This window comes from Saccharomonospora glauca K62 (assembly GCF_000243395.2).
In the GTDB taxonomy this organism is placed as follows: domain Bacteria; phylum Actinomycetota; class Actinomycetes; order Mycobacteriales; family Pseudonocardiaceae; genus Saccharomonospora; species Saccharomonospora glauca.
Window position 1 is genome coordinate 125,453 of the sequence record NZ_CM001484.1, and the last position, 16,783, is coordinate 142,235.

At 70.7% G+C, this 16,783-nt stretch carries 13 protein-coding genes; 9 read left to right on the forward strand and 4 right to left on the reverse strand.

Features of this window, described 5'->3' with window-relative positions; translation table 11 throughout:
• Positions 1–64: 64 nt before the first annotated feature.
• The 3 genes from cydB to SACGLDRAFT_RS00650 are packed head-to-tail and all read left to right on the forward strand — an operon-like array spanning position 65 to position 5,570.
• On the forward strand, positions 65–1,075 hold the full coding sequence (gene cydB / locus SACGLDRAFT_RS00640; protein WP_005460874.1) for a cytochrome d ubiquinol oxidase subunit II: 1,011 nt from the start codon (positions 65–67) through the stop codon (positions 1,073–1,075).
• Positions 1,072–4,407 (forward strand): thiol reductant ABC exporter subunit CydD, encoded by a 3,336-nt coding sequence (gene cydD / locus SACGLDRAFT_RS00645; RefSeq protein WP_005460875.1) that lies wholly within the window; start codon positions 1,072–1,074, stop codon positions 4,405–4,407. Before cydB ends, cydD begins: the two co-directional genes overlap by 4 nt.
• A 14-nt stretch (positions 4,408–4,421) precedes the next feature.
• On the forward strand, positions 4,422–5,570 hold the full coding sequence (locus SACGLDRAFT_RS00650; protein ID WP_040919461.1) for a GAF domain-containing sensor histidine kinase: 1,149 nt from the start codon (positions 4,422–4,424) through the stop codon (positions 5,568–5,570).
• A 10-nt stretch (positions 5,571–5,580) separates the two neighbouring features.
• Here the strand turns inward: SACGLDRAFT_RS00650 and SACGLDRAFT_RS00655 are convergent, their stop codons facing one another.
• Positions 5,581–6,228, reverse strand: coding sequence for a response regulator (locus SACGLDRAFT_RS00655; RefSeq protein WP_005460877.1), 648 nt, complete (start codon positions 6,226–6,228; stop codon positions 5,581–5,583).
• A gap of 126 nt (positions 6,229–6,354) precedes the next feature.
• Here SACGLDRAFT_RS00655 and SACGLDRAFT_RS00660 point away from each other — a divergent pair, with 126 nt between their 5' ends.
• The 3 genes from SACGLDRAFT_RS00660 to SACGLDRAFT_RS00670 all read left to right on the forward strand — a co-directional run bounded on the left by SACGLDRAFT_RS00660 (position 6,355) and on the right by SACGLDRAFT_RS00670 (position 10,683).
• Complete coding sequence (locus SACGLDRAFT_RS00660; protein WP_005460878.1) at positions 6,355–7,098, forward strand: DUF427 domain-containing protein; 744 nt, start codon at positions 6,355–6,357, stop codon at positions 7,096–7,098.
• Between the two features lie 208 nt (positions 7,099–7,306).
• Positions 7,307–9,565: a hypothetical protein gene (locus SACGLDRAFT_RS00665; RefSeq protein WP_040918332.1), complete on the forward strand. Its 2,259-nt coding sequence runs from the start codon at positions 7,307–7,309 to the stop codon at positions 9,563–9,565.
• Positions 9,562–10,683, forward strand: a complete 1,122-nt coding sequence (locus SACGLDRAFT_RS00670; RefSeq protein WP_005460881.1) for a hypothetical protein — start codon at positions 9,562–9,564, stop codon at positions 10,681–10,683. The genes SACGLDRAFT_RS00665 and SACGLDRAFT_RS00670 overlap by 4 nt, the downstream gene beginning before the upstream one ends.
• A 1-nt stretch (position 10,684) precedes the next feature.
• Here the strand turns inward: SACGLDRAFT_RS00670 and SACGLDRAFT_RS22435 are convergent, their stop codons facing one another.
• From SACGLDRAFT_RS22435 to coaA, 3 genes are all read right to left on the reverse strand, one after another.
• Complete coding sequence (locus tag SACGLDRAFT_RS22435; RefSeq protein WP_005460883.1) at positions 10,685–10,828, reverse strand: hypothetical protein; 144 nt, start codon at positions 10,826–10,828, stop codon at positions 10,685–10,687.
• A 122-nt stretch (positions 10,829–10,950) separates the two neighbouring features.
• Entirely contained in the window at positions 10,951–13,683 is a 2,733-nt protein-coding gene (locus tag SACGLDRAFT_RS00675; RefSeq protein WP_005460884.1) for an AfsR/SARP family transcriptional regulator, read from the reverse strand.
• 55 nt (positions 13,684–13,738) lie between these two features.
• On the reverse strand, positions 13,739–14,674 hold the full coding sequence (gene coaA / locus SACGLDRAFT_RS00680) for a type I pantothenate kinase (protein ID WP_005460885.1): 936 nt from the start codon (positions 14,672–14,674) through the stop codon (positions 13,739–13,741).
• Between the two features lie 190 nt (positions 14,675–14,864).
• On the opposite strand from coaA, the gene SACGLDRAFT_RS00685 reads away from it, so the two are divergent.
• From SACGLDRAFT_RS00685 to SACGLDRAFT_RS00695, 3 genes are read left to right on the forward strand one after another with little or no spacing between them, the layout of a single operon-like run.
• Entirely contained in the window at positions 14,865–15,410 is a 546-nt protein-coding gene (locus tag SACGLDRAFT_RS00685) for a YbaB/EbfC family nucleoid-associated protein (protein ID WP_005460886.1), read from the forward strand.
• Positions 15,411–15,449: 39 nt separating this feature from the next.
• Positions 15,450–15,797, forward strand: a complete 348-nt coding sequence (locus SACGLDRAFT_RS00690) for a type VII secretion target (protein WP_005460887.1) — start codon at positions 15,450–15,452, stop codon at positions 15,795–15,797.
• 14 nt (positions 15,798–15,811) lie between these two features.
• Positions 15,812–16,765, forward strand: coding sequence for a hypothetical protein (locus SACGLDRAFT_RS00695; protein ID WP_005460889.1), 954 nt, complete (start codon positions 15,812–15,814; stop codon positions 16,763–16,765).
• Positions 16,766–16,783: the final 18 nt, after the last annotated feature.

Here is a 16,783-nt window from a genome sequence, read left to right on the forward strand (position 1 = left end):
TGTCCACAGGGTGTGGATCTTTTGTTTCACGTGAAATATCGATCTTCGGGGAAGGGGTTCGCTGATGGACCTGCCCACCCTGTGGTTCTGCATCATCGCCCTGTTCTGGCTCGGCTACCTCTTCCTCGAAGGGTTCGACTTCGGCGTCGGGATGCTGCTGCCCGTCCTGGGGCGGGACGACACCGAGCGCCGCGTCATGATCAACACGATCGGGCCGGTCTGGGACGGCAACGAGGTGTGGCTCATCGTCGCCGCCGGAGCCACCTTCGCCGCGTTCCCCGCCTGGTACGCGGGGCTGTTCTCCGCCGCCTACCTCCCGCTGCTCGTGCTGTTGCTCGCCCTCATCGGGCGCGGAGTGGCGTTCGAGTACCGCGGCAAGGTCGACTCTCCCCGCTGGCGGGCCAACTGGGACCGCGTCATCGTGCTCGGTTCGTGGGTCCCGCCGCTGGCCGTGGGCCTCATCCTGGCCACGACGGTGTTCGGGCTGCCGCTCGACGCCGACGGCAACCGCGTCGGGTCGGTGCTGGAGGCCGTGCGTTGGGAGACCGTGCTGGGCGGGGTGGCCGTCGCGGCGTTCTCGCTCGTGCACGGCGCGGCGTTCCTCGCGTTGAAGACCGAGGGCGAGCTGCGACACCGCGCTCGCGCGTTCGCCGTGCGGTTCGTGCCCGTCGCATTGCTGCCGATGTTCGCGCTCCTGCTGCTCGTGCAGTGGGACGAGGGCATCACGTGGACGCTGGTGCCGTTGCTGCTCGTTCCGCTCGCGGGCGTGGTCGCGTTGTGGCGACTGCTGCTCGGCCGGGAGGGACAGGCGTTCGCCGCGCTGGGGGTCGTGATCGCCGCCGCGGCCGTGACCCTGTTCGGAGCGCTCTATCCCGACGTGCTGCCGTCCACGTTGGACGCGGCGAACTCGCTCACCGTGGACAACGCCGCCTCCAGCCCGTACACGTTGACGGTCATGAGCTGGGTCGGGCTCTTCGGGGCGCCCGCCGTGTTGGTCTACCAGGGCTGGACGTACTGGGTCTTCCGTAAACGCATCGGCACCCACCACATCCCGAAGGTCCACACACCCCGATGAACTCGCCCACCCACACCCCCCTTTCCGCCGAGGTGTCCTCCGACCGAAAGACCCGAAGGGACACCACGTGGGTGGGTCGGGGCCCGCTCGGCGCGCTGCCCTCCCTGTCCGTGGCGGCGCGCCGAGCGTTGGCCTTCTCGGCCGTGCTCTCCCTGTTCAACGCGGGGGCGTTGGTGGCTCAGGCGTTCCTGCTCGCCTCCGTGCTCGCCGATCTCGTCGCCGGAGACGTCACCGGGCACGCGCCGACCGTGGCCGCGCTCGCCGGGGCGGTCGTGGCGCGTGGCGTGCTCGGCTGGGCGTTGCGCGTGGTGGCCGCCCGTGCGGCGGCGGGGGCCAAGGAGGAGCTGCGGGCCAAGGTCGTCGACCACGCGTTGCGACTGGGGCCCGAGTGGATCGACGAGCGAGGAGCGGGCAAGCTCACCGCGCTCACCACGAAGGGGCTCGACGCGCTCGACGCGTACTTCACCGAGTACCTTCCCGCGCTGGTCACGGCCGCCGTGGTGCCGTTCGCGGCGGGGCTCGCCGTGCTGGTGGCCGACTGGCCCTCGGCCGTGCTGATCGTCGTGACCCTGCCGCTGCTGCCGGTGTTCGCCGTGCTCATCGGCAAGCAGACCGCCGACCGGGTCGAGCGGGCCACCGACGCCGTGCACCGCCTGTCGGGCCACCTGCTGGAACTCGTCCGCGCGTTGCCCGTGCTCACCGCCTTCCGGCGGGCCGAGGCACAGGCCGAGGCGGTGCGCAGGGTGAGCGATCACCACCGCACGACCACGCTCGCGACCCTGCGGCTGGCGTTCGCGTCGGCGTTCGCGCTCGAACTCGCGGCCACGTTGTCGGTGGCCCTGGTGGCCGTGGTGATCGGGGTGAGGCTGGTGTCGGGGGACCTCTCGCTGGCCGTGGGGCTCGGCGTGTTGATCCTCGCCCCGGAGTGCTACCAGCCGCTGCGCACGGTGGGCTCCGCCTTCCACGCGAGCCAGGACGGGGTGGAGGCCGTCCGGCGGGTCGCCGACGTGCTGGCCGAGCCCGCGCCGCGGCGGGGGACCCGGAAGCCGAGGCGCGGGCCGCTGCGGGTTCACGAGCTGCGGGTTCGCCGCCGAGGCGGATTCGCGCCGGACGGCGAGACGTTCACCGTGCGTCCGGGCGAGCGGGTACGTCTTGCCGGTCGCAGCGGAACCGGCAAGAGCACCACGCTCTCCGTGCTGCTCGGCTTCGTCGCCCCCACCTCGGGGACGGTGACGGTGGGGGGCGTGCCGTTGGAGGAGCTCGATCCGTCGCTGTGGCGAGAGGCCGTCGCGTGGGTTCCGCAGTCGCCGGCGTTCGCGGGTGGCACGGTGCGCGACGAGTTGCTGGTGACCGGCGCCTCCGACTCCGAGGTGGCCGCGATGCTGGAGTGGTTGGACCTGGCGGGGCTCGCCGAGCGACCCGTGCACCGACTGTCGGTCGGGCAACGCCAGCGGGTCGCCGTGGCCCGCGCGTTGCTGAAGGTGCGGCGCGGGGCGTGGTTGTTGCTGCTCGACGAGCCGACCGCGCACCTCGATCCCGTGAACGCCGAGCGGGTGTGGCGGGCGGTGCGGCAGGCCCAGGACGCGGGGGCGGCGGTGGTGGTCGCCGCGCACACTCGCGGCGAAGTGGCCACGCCGAACGAGGGCGAGGTCTCGGGGACCGTTCCCGAGGACGAGTCCCACTCCTCGCGTCACACGGTTTCCCGGCCCGTTCCGCTGCGGGAACTGGGCGACCGCAGGCTCGCACGCGGCGTCGTGCTCGGGGCCGCGGCGCTGCTGGCGGGCGTGGCGCTCACGGCGACGTCCGGGTGGCTCATCGCCAAGGCGTCCCAGCAGCCGCCGATCCTCACGCTGACCGTGGCCGTCGTGGGCGTGCGGACGTTCGGGCTCGCACGGGCGGGGCTGCGTTATGTCGAGCGGCTCGTCACCCACGACGGCGCGTTCCGGGTGGCCGCGCGGTTGCGGGAGCGGCTGTGGCGGTCGTTGGTGCGGTTGGGGCCCGCACGGGTGCGCGCGCGGCACGGCGAGGGCCTGAGCAAGCTCGTCGACGACGTCGACACGATCCGTGACCTGCTGCCGAGGGCGGTCACGCCGCCGTGCGTGGCCGCGGTGGTCGTCACGGGCGCGATCGCGGTGCAGGCGGCCGTGCTTCCCGAGGCGGGATGGGGGCTCGCCGGAGCCGTGGTAGCGGCGGCCGTGGTGGCGCCGACGTTGGCCGTGCTGCTCGACCGGCGCGCGACTGCGACCTTGGCCGACGGCCGCCGGGACGTCGCCGCCCGCGTGCTGGCGTTGTTCGACGGCGCCGCCGAGCTGATCGCCTACGGCACGCACGTCGAGCGCAGGGCTCGGCTGGCGGAGCGGGACGCCCGCCTGGCCGCGCTCGCTCGCGGGCAGGCGTGGGGCGAGGGAGCCGCCGAGGCCGTGGTGACGGTGGCGACCGGACTCGCGGCCGTGGCGGGGACGATGTCGGCCGCCGACGCCATCGGTGCGGGAACGCTCGACCCGGTGCTCGCCCCCGTGCTCGCCCTCGTGCCGCTCGCGCTGGCCGAGGCGCTGTTGCTGTTGCCACCCGCCGCGCAGCACTGGGACACGCTGCGGAGGGCCCGGAGGCGGCTTTCGGCCACGTTGGACGACGTGGACCACCCGTCCCCGCCGTCGCTCGGCACGGTGGAGTTCGGAGCCGACGGTGGCCTGCGGTTGCGGGCCGTGGACGTGCGGTGGCCGGGTGGTCCACGGCCGGTGCTGTGCGAGGTCGACCTCGACGTGCCCCACGGCGCGTACGTGGCCGTGGTCGGTCCCTCGGGATCGGGCAAGTCGTCGCTGCTGGCGACCGTGCTCGGATTCCTCCGGCCGGAGCGGGGCCACGTCGTGGTGCCGGAGCGGGTGGCCTGGGCGCCGCAGGAGCCGCAACTCGTGTCGACCACGGTCGCGGAGAACCTGCGCCTCGCCGACCCGCACGCGTCCGACGAGCGGTTGCGATGGGCGTTGACCACCGCCTGCCTCGACGAGCTCGACCTCGACGTCGTGCTGGGCGACGCCGGGCGCGGATTGTCCGGGGGCCAGGCACACCGGGTGGCCCTGGCCAGGGCGCTGCTCGCCGCGTCGAACGCCGACCTCGTCCTGCTCGACGAACCCACCGCCCACCTCGACCGGGCCACGGCCGAGGCGGTGCTGGCGAACCTGCGTGCGGCGTTGGCCGGTCGCACGGTGCTCCACGTGACTCACCGGCCGGAGGAGGCGGCCGACGCCGATCTGGTGGTGGAGGTCGTCGACGGCCGGGTGCGTCTCCGTAGCGGTGCCGGCGACGTGATGAGGGCAGGTGAGCGGACATAAACTGGATGCTGCTCATGGAACCCACCCTGGCTGCGCGTGCACTGGCCGCGGCGACCGAGATCACGGCTTCGGCGTTGTCCGACGTCGATCCCGGCACCGTGTTGGGCACGGTGGTGCGCCACGCGGTCGAGCTCGCCGATGCCGACCTGGGGCTTGTGATGGTGCGGGCCGAGGACGGCAGCGTCACCGTGGAGGCCGCGCACGGCTCCGAGCGCGGCGACGTGCTCGGGTTGGTCCTGCCCGCCGAGTCGGCGGCGGGGCGCGTGGCGGCGGGGGGCGAGACCGTCGTCACCGACGACGTGACGAGTGATCCCCGCACGTCGCGTTTCGTGCCCGAGGTCCTTCAGTCGTTCGGCCCGTTCGCCGCCGCGTCGTTCGGCCAGGGCGGGCGGTTGCTCGGTTCGCTCACCGTGTACCGCGACAAGGGTGCGGAGCCGTTCTCGCCCGAGACGGTGGAGGTGCTCACGGCGTTCGCGGGGCAGGCCGGCGTGGTGCTCGCGCTCGCGGAGGGAGCCAACGCCCGGCATCGGATCACCCTGTACGAGGAACGCGAACGCATAGCCCGCGAGTTGCACGACGTCATCGTGCAACGCCTGTACGCGGCGGGGATGCAGCTCGACCGGGTCCGTCGTCGCATGCGGTGGCGATTCGCCCAGGCGGACGGCGCGCGTCTCGGTGAGGCCATCGACCAGCTCGACGCCACGATCGAGGAGATCCGCGGCACCGTGCGGGAACTGCGCACCACCGAGGTGGAGCCGCGGGAGCCCGCCGCCACCCGCACCGACCTCGCCGAGTCGGCACGGGGCGAGGTCCGCATCGCGGGCGAGCTGCTGGGGTATCCGCCCACGTTGGAGCTTTCGGGCGAGCTGGCCGACATCCCGGTGGAACGCGCCGACCACATCCGGGCCGCTCTCCGCGAAGCGTTGTCCAATGTGGTCAGACATTCGGGGGCCAGCGAGGTTCGCGTGACGCTGCACCGTGACAGCGAAGGGGTACGGTTGCGGGTGCGTGACAACGGCTGTGGAGTACCCCGTGACGTCGCCAAACGCGGGTTGCGTCACCTTGCCGAGCGGGCGGAGGGCGCCGGTGGGAAGTTCACCGTCAACTCCTCGCCCAGCATGGGCACCCTGGTGGCCTTCGATCTGCCTTTGGATTCCGATTAGGACTCTTCTGTTACCGTGTCCGGTGGTTGCCGTACCTGGCCACCCACGCCGCGGCCTGGGTGCGTCGCTGCATGCCCAGCTTGGCCAGCAGTGACGTGACGTAGTTCTTCACGGTCTTCTCGGCGAGGAAGAGCCGCTCGGCTATCTCCCGGTTGGACAGTCCTTCTCCGATGAGCTCCAACACGCTGCGTTCGCGTTCGCTGAGCTTGGACAGCGGATCCTGCTCGGCGGGGTTGCGCATCTTGTCGAGCAGGCGAGCGGTGGTGACCGGGTCGAGCAGTGATCGTCCCGCCGCGACCTCCCGCACGGCGTTGACCACGTCCTGGCCGCGCACCTGTTTGAGCAGGTATCCGGACGCACCCGCCATGATGGCGCCGAGCATGGCTTCCTCGTCGTCGAACGCGGTGAGCACCAGGCAGCGTGGGGCGGCGGGTCGGGACCGCAGCGCGCGACACAACTCGATGCCGTCGGTTTCGTTCTCCCCGAGTCGCACGTCCACCACGGCGACGTCGGGCTCGACGTGCATGGCGACGGCTAACGCCTCGTCGGCACTGCCCGCCTCGGCGACCACCTCGATGTCGGGCTCGTCGCTCAGCAGCTCCTTCAACCCGCGACGTACGACCTCGTGGTCGTCGACGAGGAGCACCTCGATCGCCATGACGTCGAGGGTAGTCGCCTCAGGGGGCCGGCCGCGTTGCCGTGACGTCGTCTCCGGTGAGAAGCTCACCTCCACCGTGCGGGAGGAGCCGGAATAACCCCGCGAGCAGTGGGCATTGAGGTGACCGTGGGCACACACGGCGATGTCGAGGAACGGAACCGGGGACGGATCGAGCGCGGCGCCAAGCGGGTGCGGGCCGTGTTCGCCGGCGAGGTCGTGGCGGACACGATCCGGCCCCTGCTGGTGTGGGAGGTGCCGTACTACCCGACCTACTACCTGCCTCGCGAGGACGTGAGAACGGAGCTGTTCGTGCCGACGGGCCGAACGCGGGAGTCGAGACAGCGAGGCGTGGGCATCGTGTCCCACCTGCGGATGGGCGATCGAGAGGCCGCCGACGCCGTCACCGAGTACTCGGACTCGGACGCTCTTCGCGGCCACGTGCGCCTGGACTGGAGCGCCATGGACGCGTGGTTCGAGGAGGACGAGGAGGTCTACACGCACCCGAGGGACCCGTACGTGCGGGTGGACGTGCTGAGCAGCTCCCGGCACGTGGAGGTGGTGGTCGACGGCGTGACGGTGGCCGACACGCGCGCGCCCAAGCTGCTGTTCGAGACCAACCTCCCGGTGCGGTACTACCTGCCGAAGGTCGACGTGCGCCTCGACCTGCTCGAACCCAGCGACACGGTGACCCACTGCCCGTACAAGGGGCGGGCCGAGTACTGGTCGGTGCGGGTGAACGGGGAACTGGTCGAGGACCTGGCGTGGAGCTACCGCACCCCGCTGCGGGAGAGCGGACCCATCGCGGGGCATCTCGCCTTCCCGCAGGAGCGCGTGGAGGTCTACGTCGACGGGGTTCGCGATCGGGGATGACGCTCAAGGGAAACACACCACCGAGGTGCTGCCGTCCTCGATGTTCGGCGTCGCCGTCGCCACGGTCGGTCGTGTCGGCCAGCGCGTCGAACAGCGAGGCGAACCCCGCCCGTCACGCACCCGGATGCAGGTCGTAACCCGCAGGGATTACTCAAAGCGCTGGTCAGAGGCACCCTTGGTTTACTCGGCTTGGACCGAAAGGGGTGGCATGACCGAGTGGCGTCAGCAGGCCGCCAGCGCGGTCGAGGCCGAGTTGGAACACGCGCGGCAGGCCGAGGAATGGAGTGTGCTGGGCCCGCTGCGGCGGACCGAGGACGGTGACTGCGTCGTCGATCTTCGGGGACGCCGGGTCCACCCGCTTGACGATGTCAGGATCTCGGGCTCCGAGGGGCCGAGGAAGGGTACGGCGGTGCCGGTGACCGCCGAGTTCTCGCGCGGCGTGCTGTGGCTGCACGACGTCGGGCCGGTGCCGTCCGAATGCGACCTGGTCTGGGCCCGCGAGGTGTCGCACGGCCACCAACTCGCCCGGCTCGCGCGCGCTCTGCGGGACCTGGGTGACGCGCCGCTGGCCGAGCGGCTCGCCGAAGGCCGGCTCGACCCGGCGGGTGAGGATGCCTACTCCACGTGTTTCGTCCCCGGCCTGCACTTCGTGTGGGGGCCGCCGGGCAGCGGGAAGTCACAGGTCGCCACGCGAGCGGCGGCCGAGTTGGCTCGGCGCGGCAAGCGGGTTCTGCTCGTCACCGAGGAAGCCGTGGCGGCCCGAGCGTCGTTGCACGTCGTGGACGACGACGGCGAGCGAATCGCGCTCCAGCGGGACCTCGCCGATCTGTCCGAAGTGGAAGAAGAACTCGCCCGGCTCGACGCCGAACTGCGGGACTACGACCACGAGGCCTTCCTCGTGGCCGAGCAACGGATAGAGAACGCCCAGCGGGCCGCGGCATTGGAGAACGAGTTCTCCGCCCTGTGCGAGCGACACTGGAAGCTGGCGCGGGAGGCGGCCGAGGCGGGGGAGACGTTGCGGTTGGCGCAACGCTCCCACGACAGAGTGGCGGGCGAGCACGCACGTCGGGCCGAGGCCAGGGTGCTCACCACTCGGCTGGCGAAGGTGGAGGAACGGCTCGACGAGCTGCGCGAGCGGGTGCGTACTCGGGGGTTGTTCCACCGCGGTCGCAAGCGTGATCGCCGGGAGTTGCGGGAGGCGGAGGAGGAACGTCGCCGCCTGGTGGCGCGCATCGAGGAGTGCCGACAGCGGGTGAACACGGTGTCGGACGACGTGCGCAAACTCGCGGCGGAGCTGGAAGGAGCACGGGCACGGGCTCGTGAGGCGGCACGGGCGGAGTCGGACGTACGCACGCAGCTCGAACTGGTGCGGGACGAGCTCATGCGGCTGAGCGCGGCCGGCCTGGGCGATCGGGACGACCACCGCTACTACGCCGACTGCCTGAACCGGGAACTGCCGCGGCTGCACGCCGAACGCCGGGCGTTGCGGGAACGGGCCAAGCACCGGGCCGCGCTTCGCGGCAGGTTCCAGGAGCGCCTGTGGTGGATCGGCGAACGCGGCTACGAGCTCCGCATGGCGGACGAGAGCCGTCGGTGGGACTCGGCGCCCGTCGTCGTCACGACGATGTCCGGACTCACCCACGTCGGCGGGACCTTCGACGTGGTGTTGGTCGACGACGCGGGCTCGGCTCGGCTGTGCGACGTGCTGGTGGCCGTCGCGCAGGCCCGTGAGACCGCCGTCGTGTTCGGCGACCTGGTGCAGCCGTGGCCGAAGGTGGCGCCCTCGGAACTGGAGGAGCTGCCCGAGGTCCGGAAGTGGACGTTGTCCACGCCGTTCAGCCACTGCGGCATCCTGACCTCGTCCGACGCGCATGCTCACCCCGGTTGTGCCGTGCTGCCCCGGCAGTACCGGGTCGGGCCCGCGGTCCGGACGATCGCCGACGACATCGGCTACACGGCGCTGGTCGCGGCCGAGGATCTCCACACGGAGGTGGTCCTGCTCGACACGGCCGGCGAACCGGTGGAGCGCGCGGCGTTGGTACGGCTGCTCTCGTCCGACGGCGGCGCCATCCTCGTTCCTTCGGACGAGGAGGTCGAGCAGTGGCGCGAGGTGCTGCGCGACACCCTCACCGTGGACGTGGGCACCGCCACCACGGTCACCGGCCACGAGTTCGGCACCGTGGTCCTCGACCTCACCACCGACGGTTGGTACGACAGGGTGCGGTCGTTCATCTCCGGCATCGCCCGCGCTCGCGACAGGCTGTACCTGCTGGCGGACCTCGACGCCGTGCGGAGCGCCCCGGCGGGTACTCCGCTCGGTGCGGTGAACTCCCTGCACCTGCGGGGCGGGCTGGTGGTACGTCGGCTGGGCGATGTGCTGATTCCGCGGCAGCGGGAGGAGTCCACCTCCGCACGGACCGCGACCGTGATCAACCACGTGGCGCCGGATGGCACGATAGCTGGGTGACCCACGGATCGGACCTGCGCGCGTTCCTGTTGTCGTTGGACGTGGAGACGCTGGTCGACTTCCTGTGCGAGCGGGCCGATCGGGACGAGGAGCTGCGGCGGCGACTCCTGGCACTCGGCGGGGACGGCGAGTCCTCGCCGGAGCCACCCGACGAGTCCGCGCAGGACGACACCGTGCAGTTCGACTCGGTGCTGGACACGGTCCAGCGGTTGCTCGACGCCGGTACGTCGGCCGATGTCACGCCACTGGCCAGGAGAACGGCCGATCGTCTCGTGATGGCGGTGCGGGAGAGCGACGAGCCCCCGGCGGGATTGGTCGATCAGCTCGAACGCGCCGTGTCGTTGTACGCGCGGGCGTGCGTGGCCCATCCGCCACCATGGCATGAGCTCGCCGAGTGGTTGGCCGACCTCGCGTTCGACGGTCCCGACGGCGTCGAGGTGTGTTTGACGGATTTCGCCGAAGCACTCGGTGCCGAAGGAGTGGAGTGGATTCGGTCGGTGGTCGACGCGGTGCTCGCCGAGGGCGACGACGGTCGTCGAGGGCACGTGGCACGCGCGTTGCGGCTACAGATCGCCGAGATCACCTCGGACGTCGACACCGTGGTGAGTCTGTTGTCCGAGGAACTGCCCCGGCTCGACGTCAGTTTGCGCATCGTGCGGGTGCTGCGAGCGGCGGGACGGCACTCCGAGGCCATCGCCCACGCCGCGAGGGCACTGGGTGACGCGACGGGCCGTAACGCCGCTCCGGCCCCGGTGGTGGAGGCGTTGGAGCGGGTGCGCACGCGGCAGTCGCCCGTCGATATCTCCGAGATCGAGTCCTTGCTGAACGAGGACCGCTGCGACGAGGCGTGGAAGGCCGTGTCGGGTTACGAGCCTTCCGACGTCATCCCGCTGTACCGCGACTGTGTCGAGCGGCTCATCGACTCCCGCAACCCGCGGCAGTACGAGCGCGCAGCCGTGCAGCTACGGCGGCTGCGGGTGCTGTATCGGCGCGCGGGTGCTCCTCGGGAGTTTGCCACCTACCTCGTCGAACTGCTCTCCCGCCACCGGCGTAAGACGCGGCTGTTCGACGAGCTGCGCAGGGCCCGTGTCGCCCTGCCGAAGGCTCTCGCCGGTTGAGTCACGGGGCCGGCGTGTTCGAGCCGCGGGCCCGGCGCGCTCCGCGCCTTTCGCCGTAGTCCAGGGCCACGCCGCCGAAGGCCATCGCCGTCAGCACCGTGATGCCCAGTGCCGCTCCCACCCAGGTCAGAATGTCCGCAAGCATCGTTGTCGCCTTTCGAAACGTCTGTGTGTCGTTCTTCCTCCAGGGTCACGGGCGAGTGATCTAGGGGGTATCGGCCAAGTGGTTAGAGCTCTCGGGGCGGCTCGGCCGATCGGCCGAAGGCCTTACGGATGCGCGGCGCCGAACGTGCTCGCCAACGACTTCGCCACGGCCCGAGCGGTTCTGGCCAGCGCCAGGTTCTCGGACGTACTGCGTTCCGCCTGTGCCCGTGCCAACGCCGCGGCGGCGCTCCTCCCACTGGCGAAGGCGACGCATCGCAGTCCGACGTCCACGCAGGCCCGCAAGGGACGGGGCGCCCGCATACGGTGCCAGTCGTCGAGGGTGAGTTGCAGCAGCTTGGCCGCCTCGGGCACGCGGCCAAGCGTGAGCAGCGCGTCCGCCAGCGCGGTTCCCGCCGACGCGGTGATCCAGGTGGCCTCGGCGGTCTTGGCCTTGGCCCGTGCCCGCGCCAGCAGGTGCGCGCCTTTGCCGAGGTCGGTGAGGCGCGTCGCGAGGCCCTCGGCGTAGGCGGCGAGGGCGACGCGTCGCGCGGAACCGGATTCGTGGGCGAACCGGGTCGCGAGTTCGGCGTTGCGGAGGGCTTCGGGGTGGTGCCCGCCGCGAGCCGCCACGAGCGACAGGAAGGCGTGCGCGTCGGCTTTGTGCTGGTCGGGGAGGTCGGGCAGCGCGAGCAGCTCGTGGCACACCGTGGCCGCGCGGTCGTCGTCGCCGAGGTCGTAGTAGGCACACACGAGGGTGTGCACGGCCGCCCAGTGTTGTCGCGGTGTGGAGGCCAGCTCCGCGGCGCGGGCCGCGAGCCGCAGGCCTTCCTCGGGAAGGCCGCACCGCAGCGCGGCGTCCGCTCCCGACGCCGCGGCCGGGGCGTGGCGGGACAGGCGGGGGTCGACGGCGCGCGCCACGGCGAGTTGCCACGGCAACAACTTGGGTACCGGACGATAGACGGTGAGGGCACCGACCAGCCCGGTCAGCTCCGCCGCCAGAGCCGGTTCCTCCCGGACGGCCCAGCGCAGCGCGGCGCACACGTCGTCCTCCATCCGGCGCAGTCGCTCGAAGCTCGCGAGGTCGTCGGTGGGGAGGTGGGCCACGGCGTCGGTGATCGCGTCGACGCACCACAGCGCGTGCCGCTGCCTGGCCTTGTGCTCGGCCTCCGTGCCCGTGAACCACTGTGTGGCGTGCCTGCGCACGAGGTCGGGCAGCCGGTGGCGCGCATCCTCGGTGGTGCCGAGCAACCCCGCGCGGGTGAGCTGGGCGAGGGTGTCGTCCACGGTGCCGTCGGCGTCCACCACCCTCCTCACCGCGTCGGTGGGGGCGTCCGCGCCGAACACGGTGAGTGCGCCGAGCAGTTCGCGCTGAGCCGGAGTGAGCCGAGAGCACGACCATTCGACGAGGTCGGTCGGCCAGGTGGCCGGCATCGTCCAGTCGTCGGCGACCACGTGCCCGGCGAGAACCTCCAGGGCCAGCGGGAGGCAGGCCGTGTGACGCAGTGCGGTCCGCGCCGCCTCGGCCTCCCGCTCGTCGCGGGGATAGTCGGTCTTCACGCGGCGGGCTCGATCGCGGAACAAGTTCCCGGCCCGCGAGAGCAGGGGATCGCGCACCCCGTCCCGCGCCAGCGGTCCCAGCGGCAGCACCTGCTCGCCCGCCAGGCCGAGTCGTACTCGGCTCGTGACCACGACGGTGACGTCCCGGCACCGGGACCGTAGCTTGCGGACGAGCGCGCGCACGGACGTCAGCAGGTGTTCGCAACCGTCGAGCACCAGCACGTGACGGCGTCCGCACAGGTACTCGGCGAGCACCGTGGGAAGGTCGTCGGTGGTGTCGTCGAGTCCGCGCGCGTGCACCCCCAACGCCGCGGCCACCGTCCCGTGCAGTTCGCGAGAATCGCATGTGGACAGGCGTACGAATGTGGCTGGAACCTCCGTCGTGGACAGTGCTTCCAGCGCCAGGCGAGTCTTACCGGAACCCGCGGGTCCCGTCACGGTGACGAACCGGTCCCGATGCATCATTGTGGACAGTCGAGCCAGTTCGTGGGTGCGACCGAGGAACGTCGTGTCGACCCGACTCGTCGCGGCGGTGTTCGGCGAGGGAGGTTCCCGGCCCGTGACGGAGCGATAGGTCTCGCGCAGCTCGGTGCTCGGACCCTCCCCGAGCTCGTCCTCCAACCGCTCGACGAGCTGGTCGTAACAGGTGACGGCGTCGTCGGTCATGCCGAGCCGGTGCAACGCCCACATCGCGTGACCGCAGGCGCGTTCCCGCAGCGGTTCCGCCGACAGCAACGCGAGCAGCCGCCCCGCCGCGTCCTCGACGGAACCCACTTCGAGCTCGTACACGGCGAGATCCTCGATGGCGCGGGCCCGCAGCTGCCGCAGCCGCACGCTCTCGGGGTGGTCCACACCGTCGCGACACAGGTCGGGCAGCGGATCCCCGCGCCACAGCGAGAGTGCGTGTTCGAGCGTGGAGATCGCCCCGTGTGGTGTGCACCAGCGGGCCGCCTCGATCATCCGCTCGAAACACACCGCGTCGATGAGTTCGGGCTCGATGGTCAGCACGCACCCGCCGGCCGTCCACGTGAGATCGGCTTCGGGGGTCAGCAGCGTGCGCAGCTTGGTGATTCGAGTCTCAAGGGCGTCGAGCGGGTTGGTCGGCCGCTCGTGCGGGGCCCATACGAGGTCGACGAGGGTGTCGGTGGACACGCCGCGGTTGGCGTCGGCGACGAGAGCCGACGCCACCACGCGCATGGCCTTGTCGGTGACGGGTTGCTCGGCCCCACGCCGACTGATGCGGAGTGGACCGAGAACGCTGACAAGCGGGGCGGTCGAGCTTTTGCTCACACCGGTCATGGTCGAGCCATACGCGAAGGTCAACCACTCGGAAAGCCACCGGACCGGGTGATTCCTACAGCTTGCGCAGTCGTACCCGGTTGATTGAGTGGTCGGCGTCCTTTCGCAACACCAGCGTCGCCCGTGGCCGGGTGGGACGGATGTTCTCGATGAGATTCGGCTCGTTGATCGTCTTCCACAAGTGTCGGGCCTCGGCCCTGGCCTCGTCGTCGGGGAGGTTGGCGAAGTGGTGGAAGTGCGAGGCGGGGTCGGAGAACGCGGTGTGCCTCAGTTTGAGGAACCGCTCGATGTACCACTGCTCGATGTCGGCGGTGTGGGCGTCCACGTAGATGGAGAAGTCGAACAGGTCCGAGACCGTGAGCCTGGGGCCGGGCTGCAGGACGTTGAGTCCTTCGAGGATCAGAATGTCCGGCCTGCGCACCACCTGCTCCTCGCCGGGGAGGATGTCGTAGGCCAGGTGGGAGTAGACCGGGGCCCTGACCTCCTCGGCGCCCGACTTCACCTCGGTGACGAACCGCAGCAACGCCCGACGGTCGTAGCTTTCGGGGAAGCCCTTGCGGTGCATCAGGCCTCGGCGCACGAGTTCGGCGCGTGGGTAGAGGAAGCCGTCTGTGGTCACGAGATCGACCCTTGGGTGGTCGGGCCACCGGGCCAACAGGGTCCGCAGGATACGAGCGGTGGTGGACTTGCCGACCGCAACGCTGCCCGCGATGCCGATGATGAACGGGACCTTGGTGCCGTGGGCGTCCTCGCCGAGGAAGGTGGTGGTCGCCTCGTACAGGCGCTGACGGGCCGCCACCTGCAGGTTGATCAGGCGAGACAGCGGCAGGTACACCTCGGCGACCTCGTTGAGGTCGATCTGTTCACCCAGGCCTCTCAGCCGATCCAGCTCCTCGGCCGTCAATGGCAACGGGGTCGAGCGGCGCAGCTCGCGCCACTGATCGCGTTGTAGTTCGACGTAGGGGCTGCGCTCTCGGACCCGTGGTGCCATTCGGTCACTCCTCGCCCGTCGATGGGCCTGGCGCGTACATCTGCTTTAACTGCGCTTAACGCGCATTCAACGTTAGGTCTTTCGAGGCCGTGGCGGGCTGTGACGTTCTACACCCGCGATCGTCACTACGGCCGCGCGTGTTCCGTTACCGTGTTCTGTCACCCGGTCTCGTGAACAAGAGGTGTCATCAGTGAACACACCCGATCCGCGTGCTTCCGATCCGATGAAGGTCGCTCAGGACCTCACCGATTGGGCGAAGGATCTGGAGCGCAAGGCAGCTCAGTACACCGAGTTGCAAGGACGCCTCGGCTCGGTGTCGGTGTCCGCGCAGTCGCCCGACGGAGTGGCGCGAGTCACTGTCGACTCCAACGGTGTCCCCACAGAGTTGACGATCACCGAGCGGGGGCGGGGCCTCGACCCCTCGCAGCTCTCCCGGACGCTGATGCAGACGTTGCGGCAGGCGCAGGCCAAACTCCGGGAAGAGGTGACCCAACTCACCTTGGCGACCGTGGGGGACGACGCCGCGGGGCGGGACATCGTGCAGAACTACCGCGAGCGGTTCACCGAGCCCGTCCAGGAGGAACCTCCCACCCCGCAGCCCCGCACCATGAACCTCGGCGTGCCGGCCGAGGAACCGCCCGCGCCTCCGCGCGCGGAACCGCCCCGCCCTCAGCGGCGTCCCAGGTCCGACGACGACGGTGATGACTACTTCGGCGGTCCGATACTGCGGCGCTGAGGCGGAGGCGGAAGACAGCTTCGACGGAGGAGGACGAACGTGGGTGCGCCCGGATACCAGGTCGACCCCGAACAGCTACGAGAGCATGCGGCGAGCATCGGGACGATCAAGTCGCAGGTGGCCGAGGCGGGCCAGGCCGGACACTACGTGGCCGGGCTCGACGACGCCTACGGCGCCATTCCGCGGATGATGTTCCTGCCCAACGCTCTGAAGGACGCTCAGGAGCGGGTGGCGAGCCTCATCGATTCGATCAGCGACCACCTCGAAGGCCTTGCGGACAAGCTGAAGGCCGCCGCCGAGAAGTACGAGGCGGGCGAAAAGGAGGGCCGGGACCGGCTCCAGCGCCCGAAGGACGACATCGACCGTACCGACATCGTCACGGTCTGAGAGACGGCAGGTAAATGGGAATCCTCGACGAGCAGCCGAGCAAGGAGCTGGCCGACAGCGGGTTGATCGACGACGGGATCACCGCTCGCGACACGTACGACTCGCTGCAGAGCCCCACCAAGGCCGCGGCCGGTGGTGCGCTGATGCTGGGGTTGGCGAACCCCGCGATGCTGCCCGTGGGTATCGCCGCGGGAGCCATGGGCGGTCAGTTCGACAACATGGGCTCCGCCTACGAACTCACCGCCGGGACCTCCATCGGCACGGCGTGGGACGCCTACAACCAGATCAGCAGCGGTGACTACGCGGCGGGCATCCCCAATGCGCTCATCGTGGGCGCCGACGTGGTCGGTGCCATCGGCGACCCGATCGCGGCCGTGGCCGGTCAGCTCGCCGGCTGGATGATGGAGCATCTCGAACCGCTGCGGATGGTGCTGCACGGTCTCACCGGTGAGCCGGCGATCGTGGAGAGCTACGCGAACACCTGGGGCAACATCGCCGAGCGGCTGGAAAGCCAGTACGGGGCCATCGGCGAGGCCGTCAACGGGCAGACGCACTGGAAGGGGGACGCCGCCGAGGCCTATCGCAAGGCCGCGGCCAACGTCCAAGCCTCGTTGTCGGGGGCGTACGCGGGTGCGAACGCCGTCAAGGAGGCGGCGATGAAGATGAAGGACGTCGTCGCGTCGGTGCGCAACATGGTGCGCGACATCCTCGCCGACCTTGCGGGCAGCCTCGTCAGCGCGGCCGTGAAGTGCCTGGTCCCGCCGCTGGCGGTGACGGCGATCCCCGCCGCCATCGCCAACATCGCCAAGGCGGCCATGGACATCGCGGGCAAGGTCTCCCGGCTCGCGCTCGTCATCACCCGTCTCATCGCCGTGCTCATCGACCTCGGCGAGTCGCTGAACCAGATCGAGCAGGCGAACCGGCAAAGCTCCAGCGTGCCCCCGCCGGGCGGGGTGGTCCGGGTCTAGGCCTTTGGACCGTTGAGG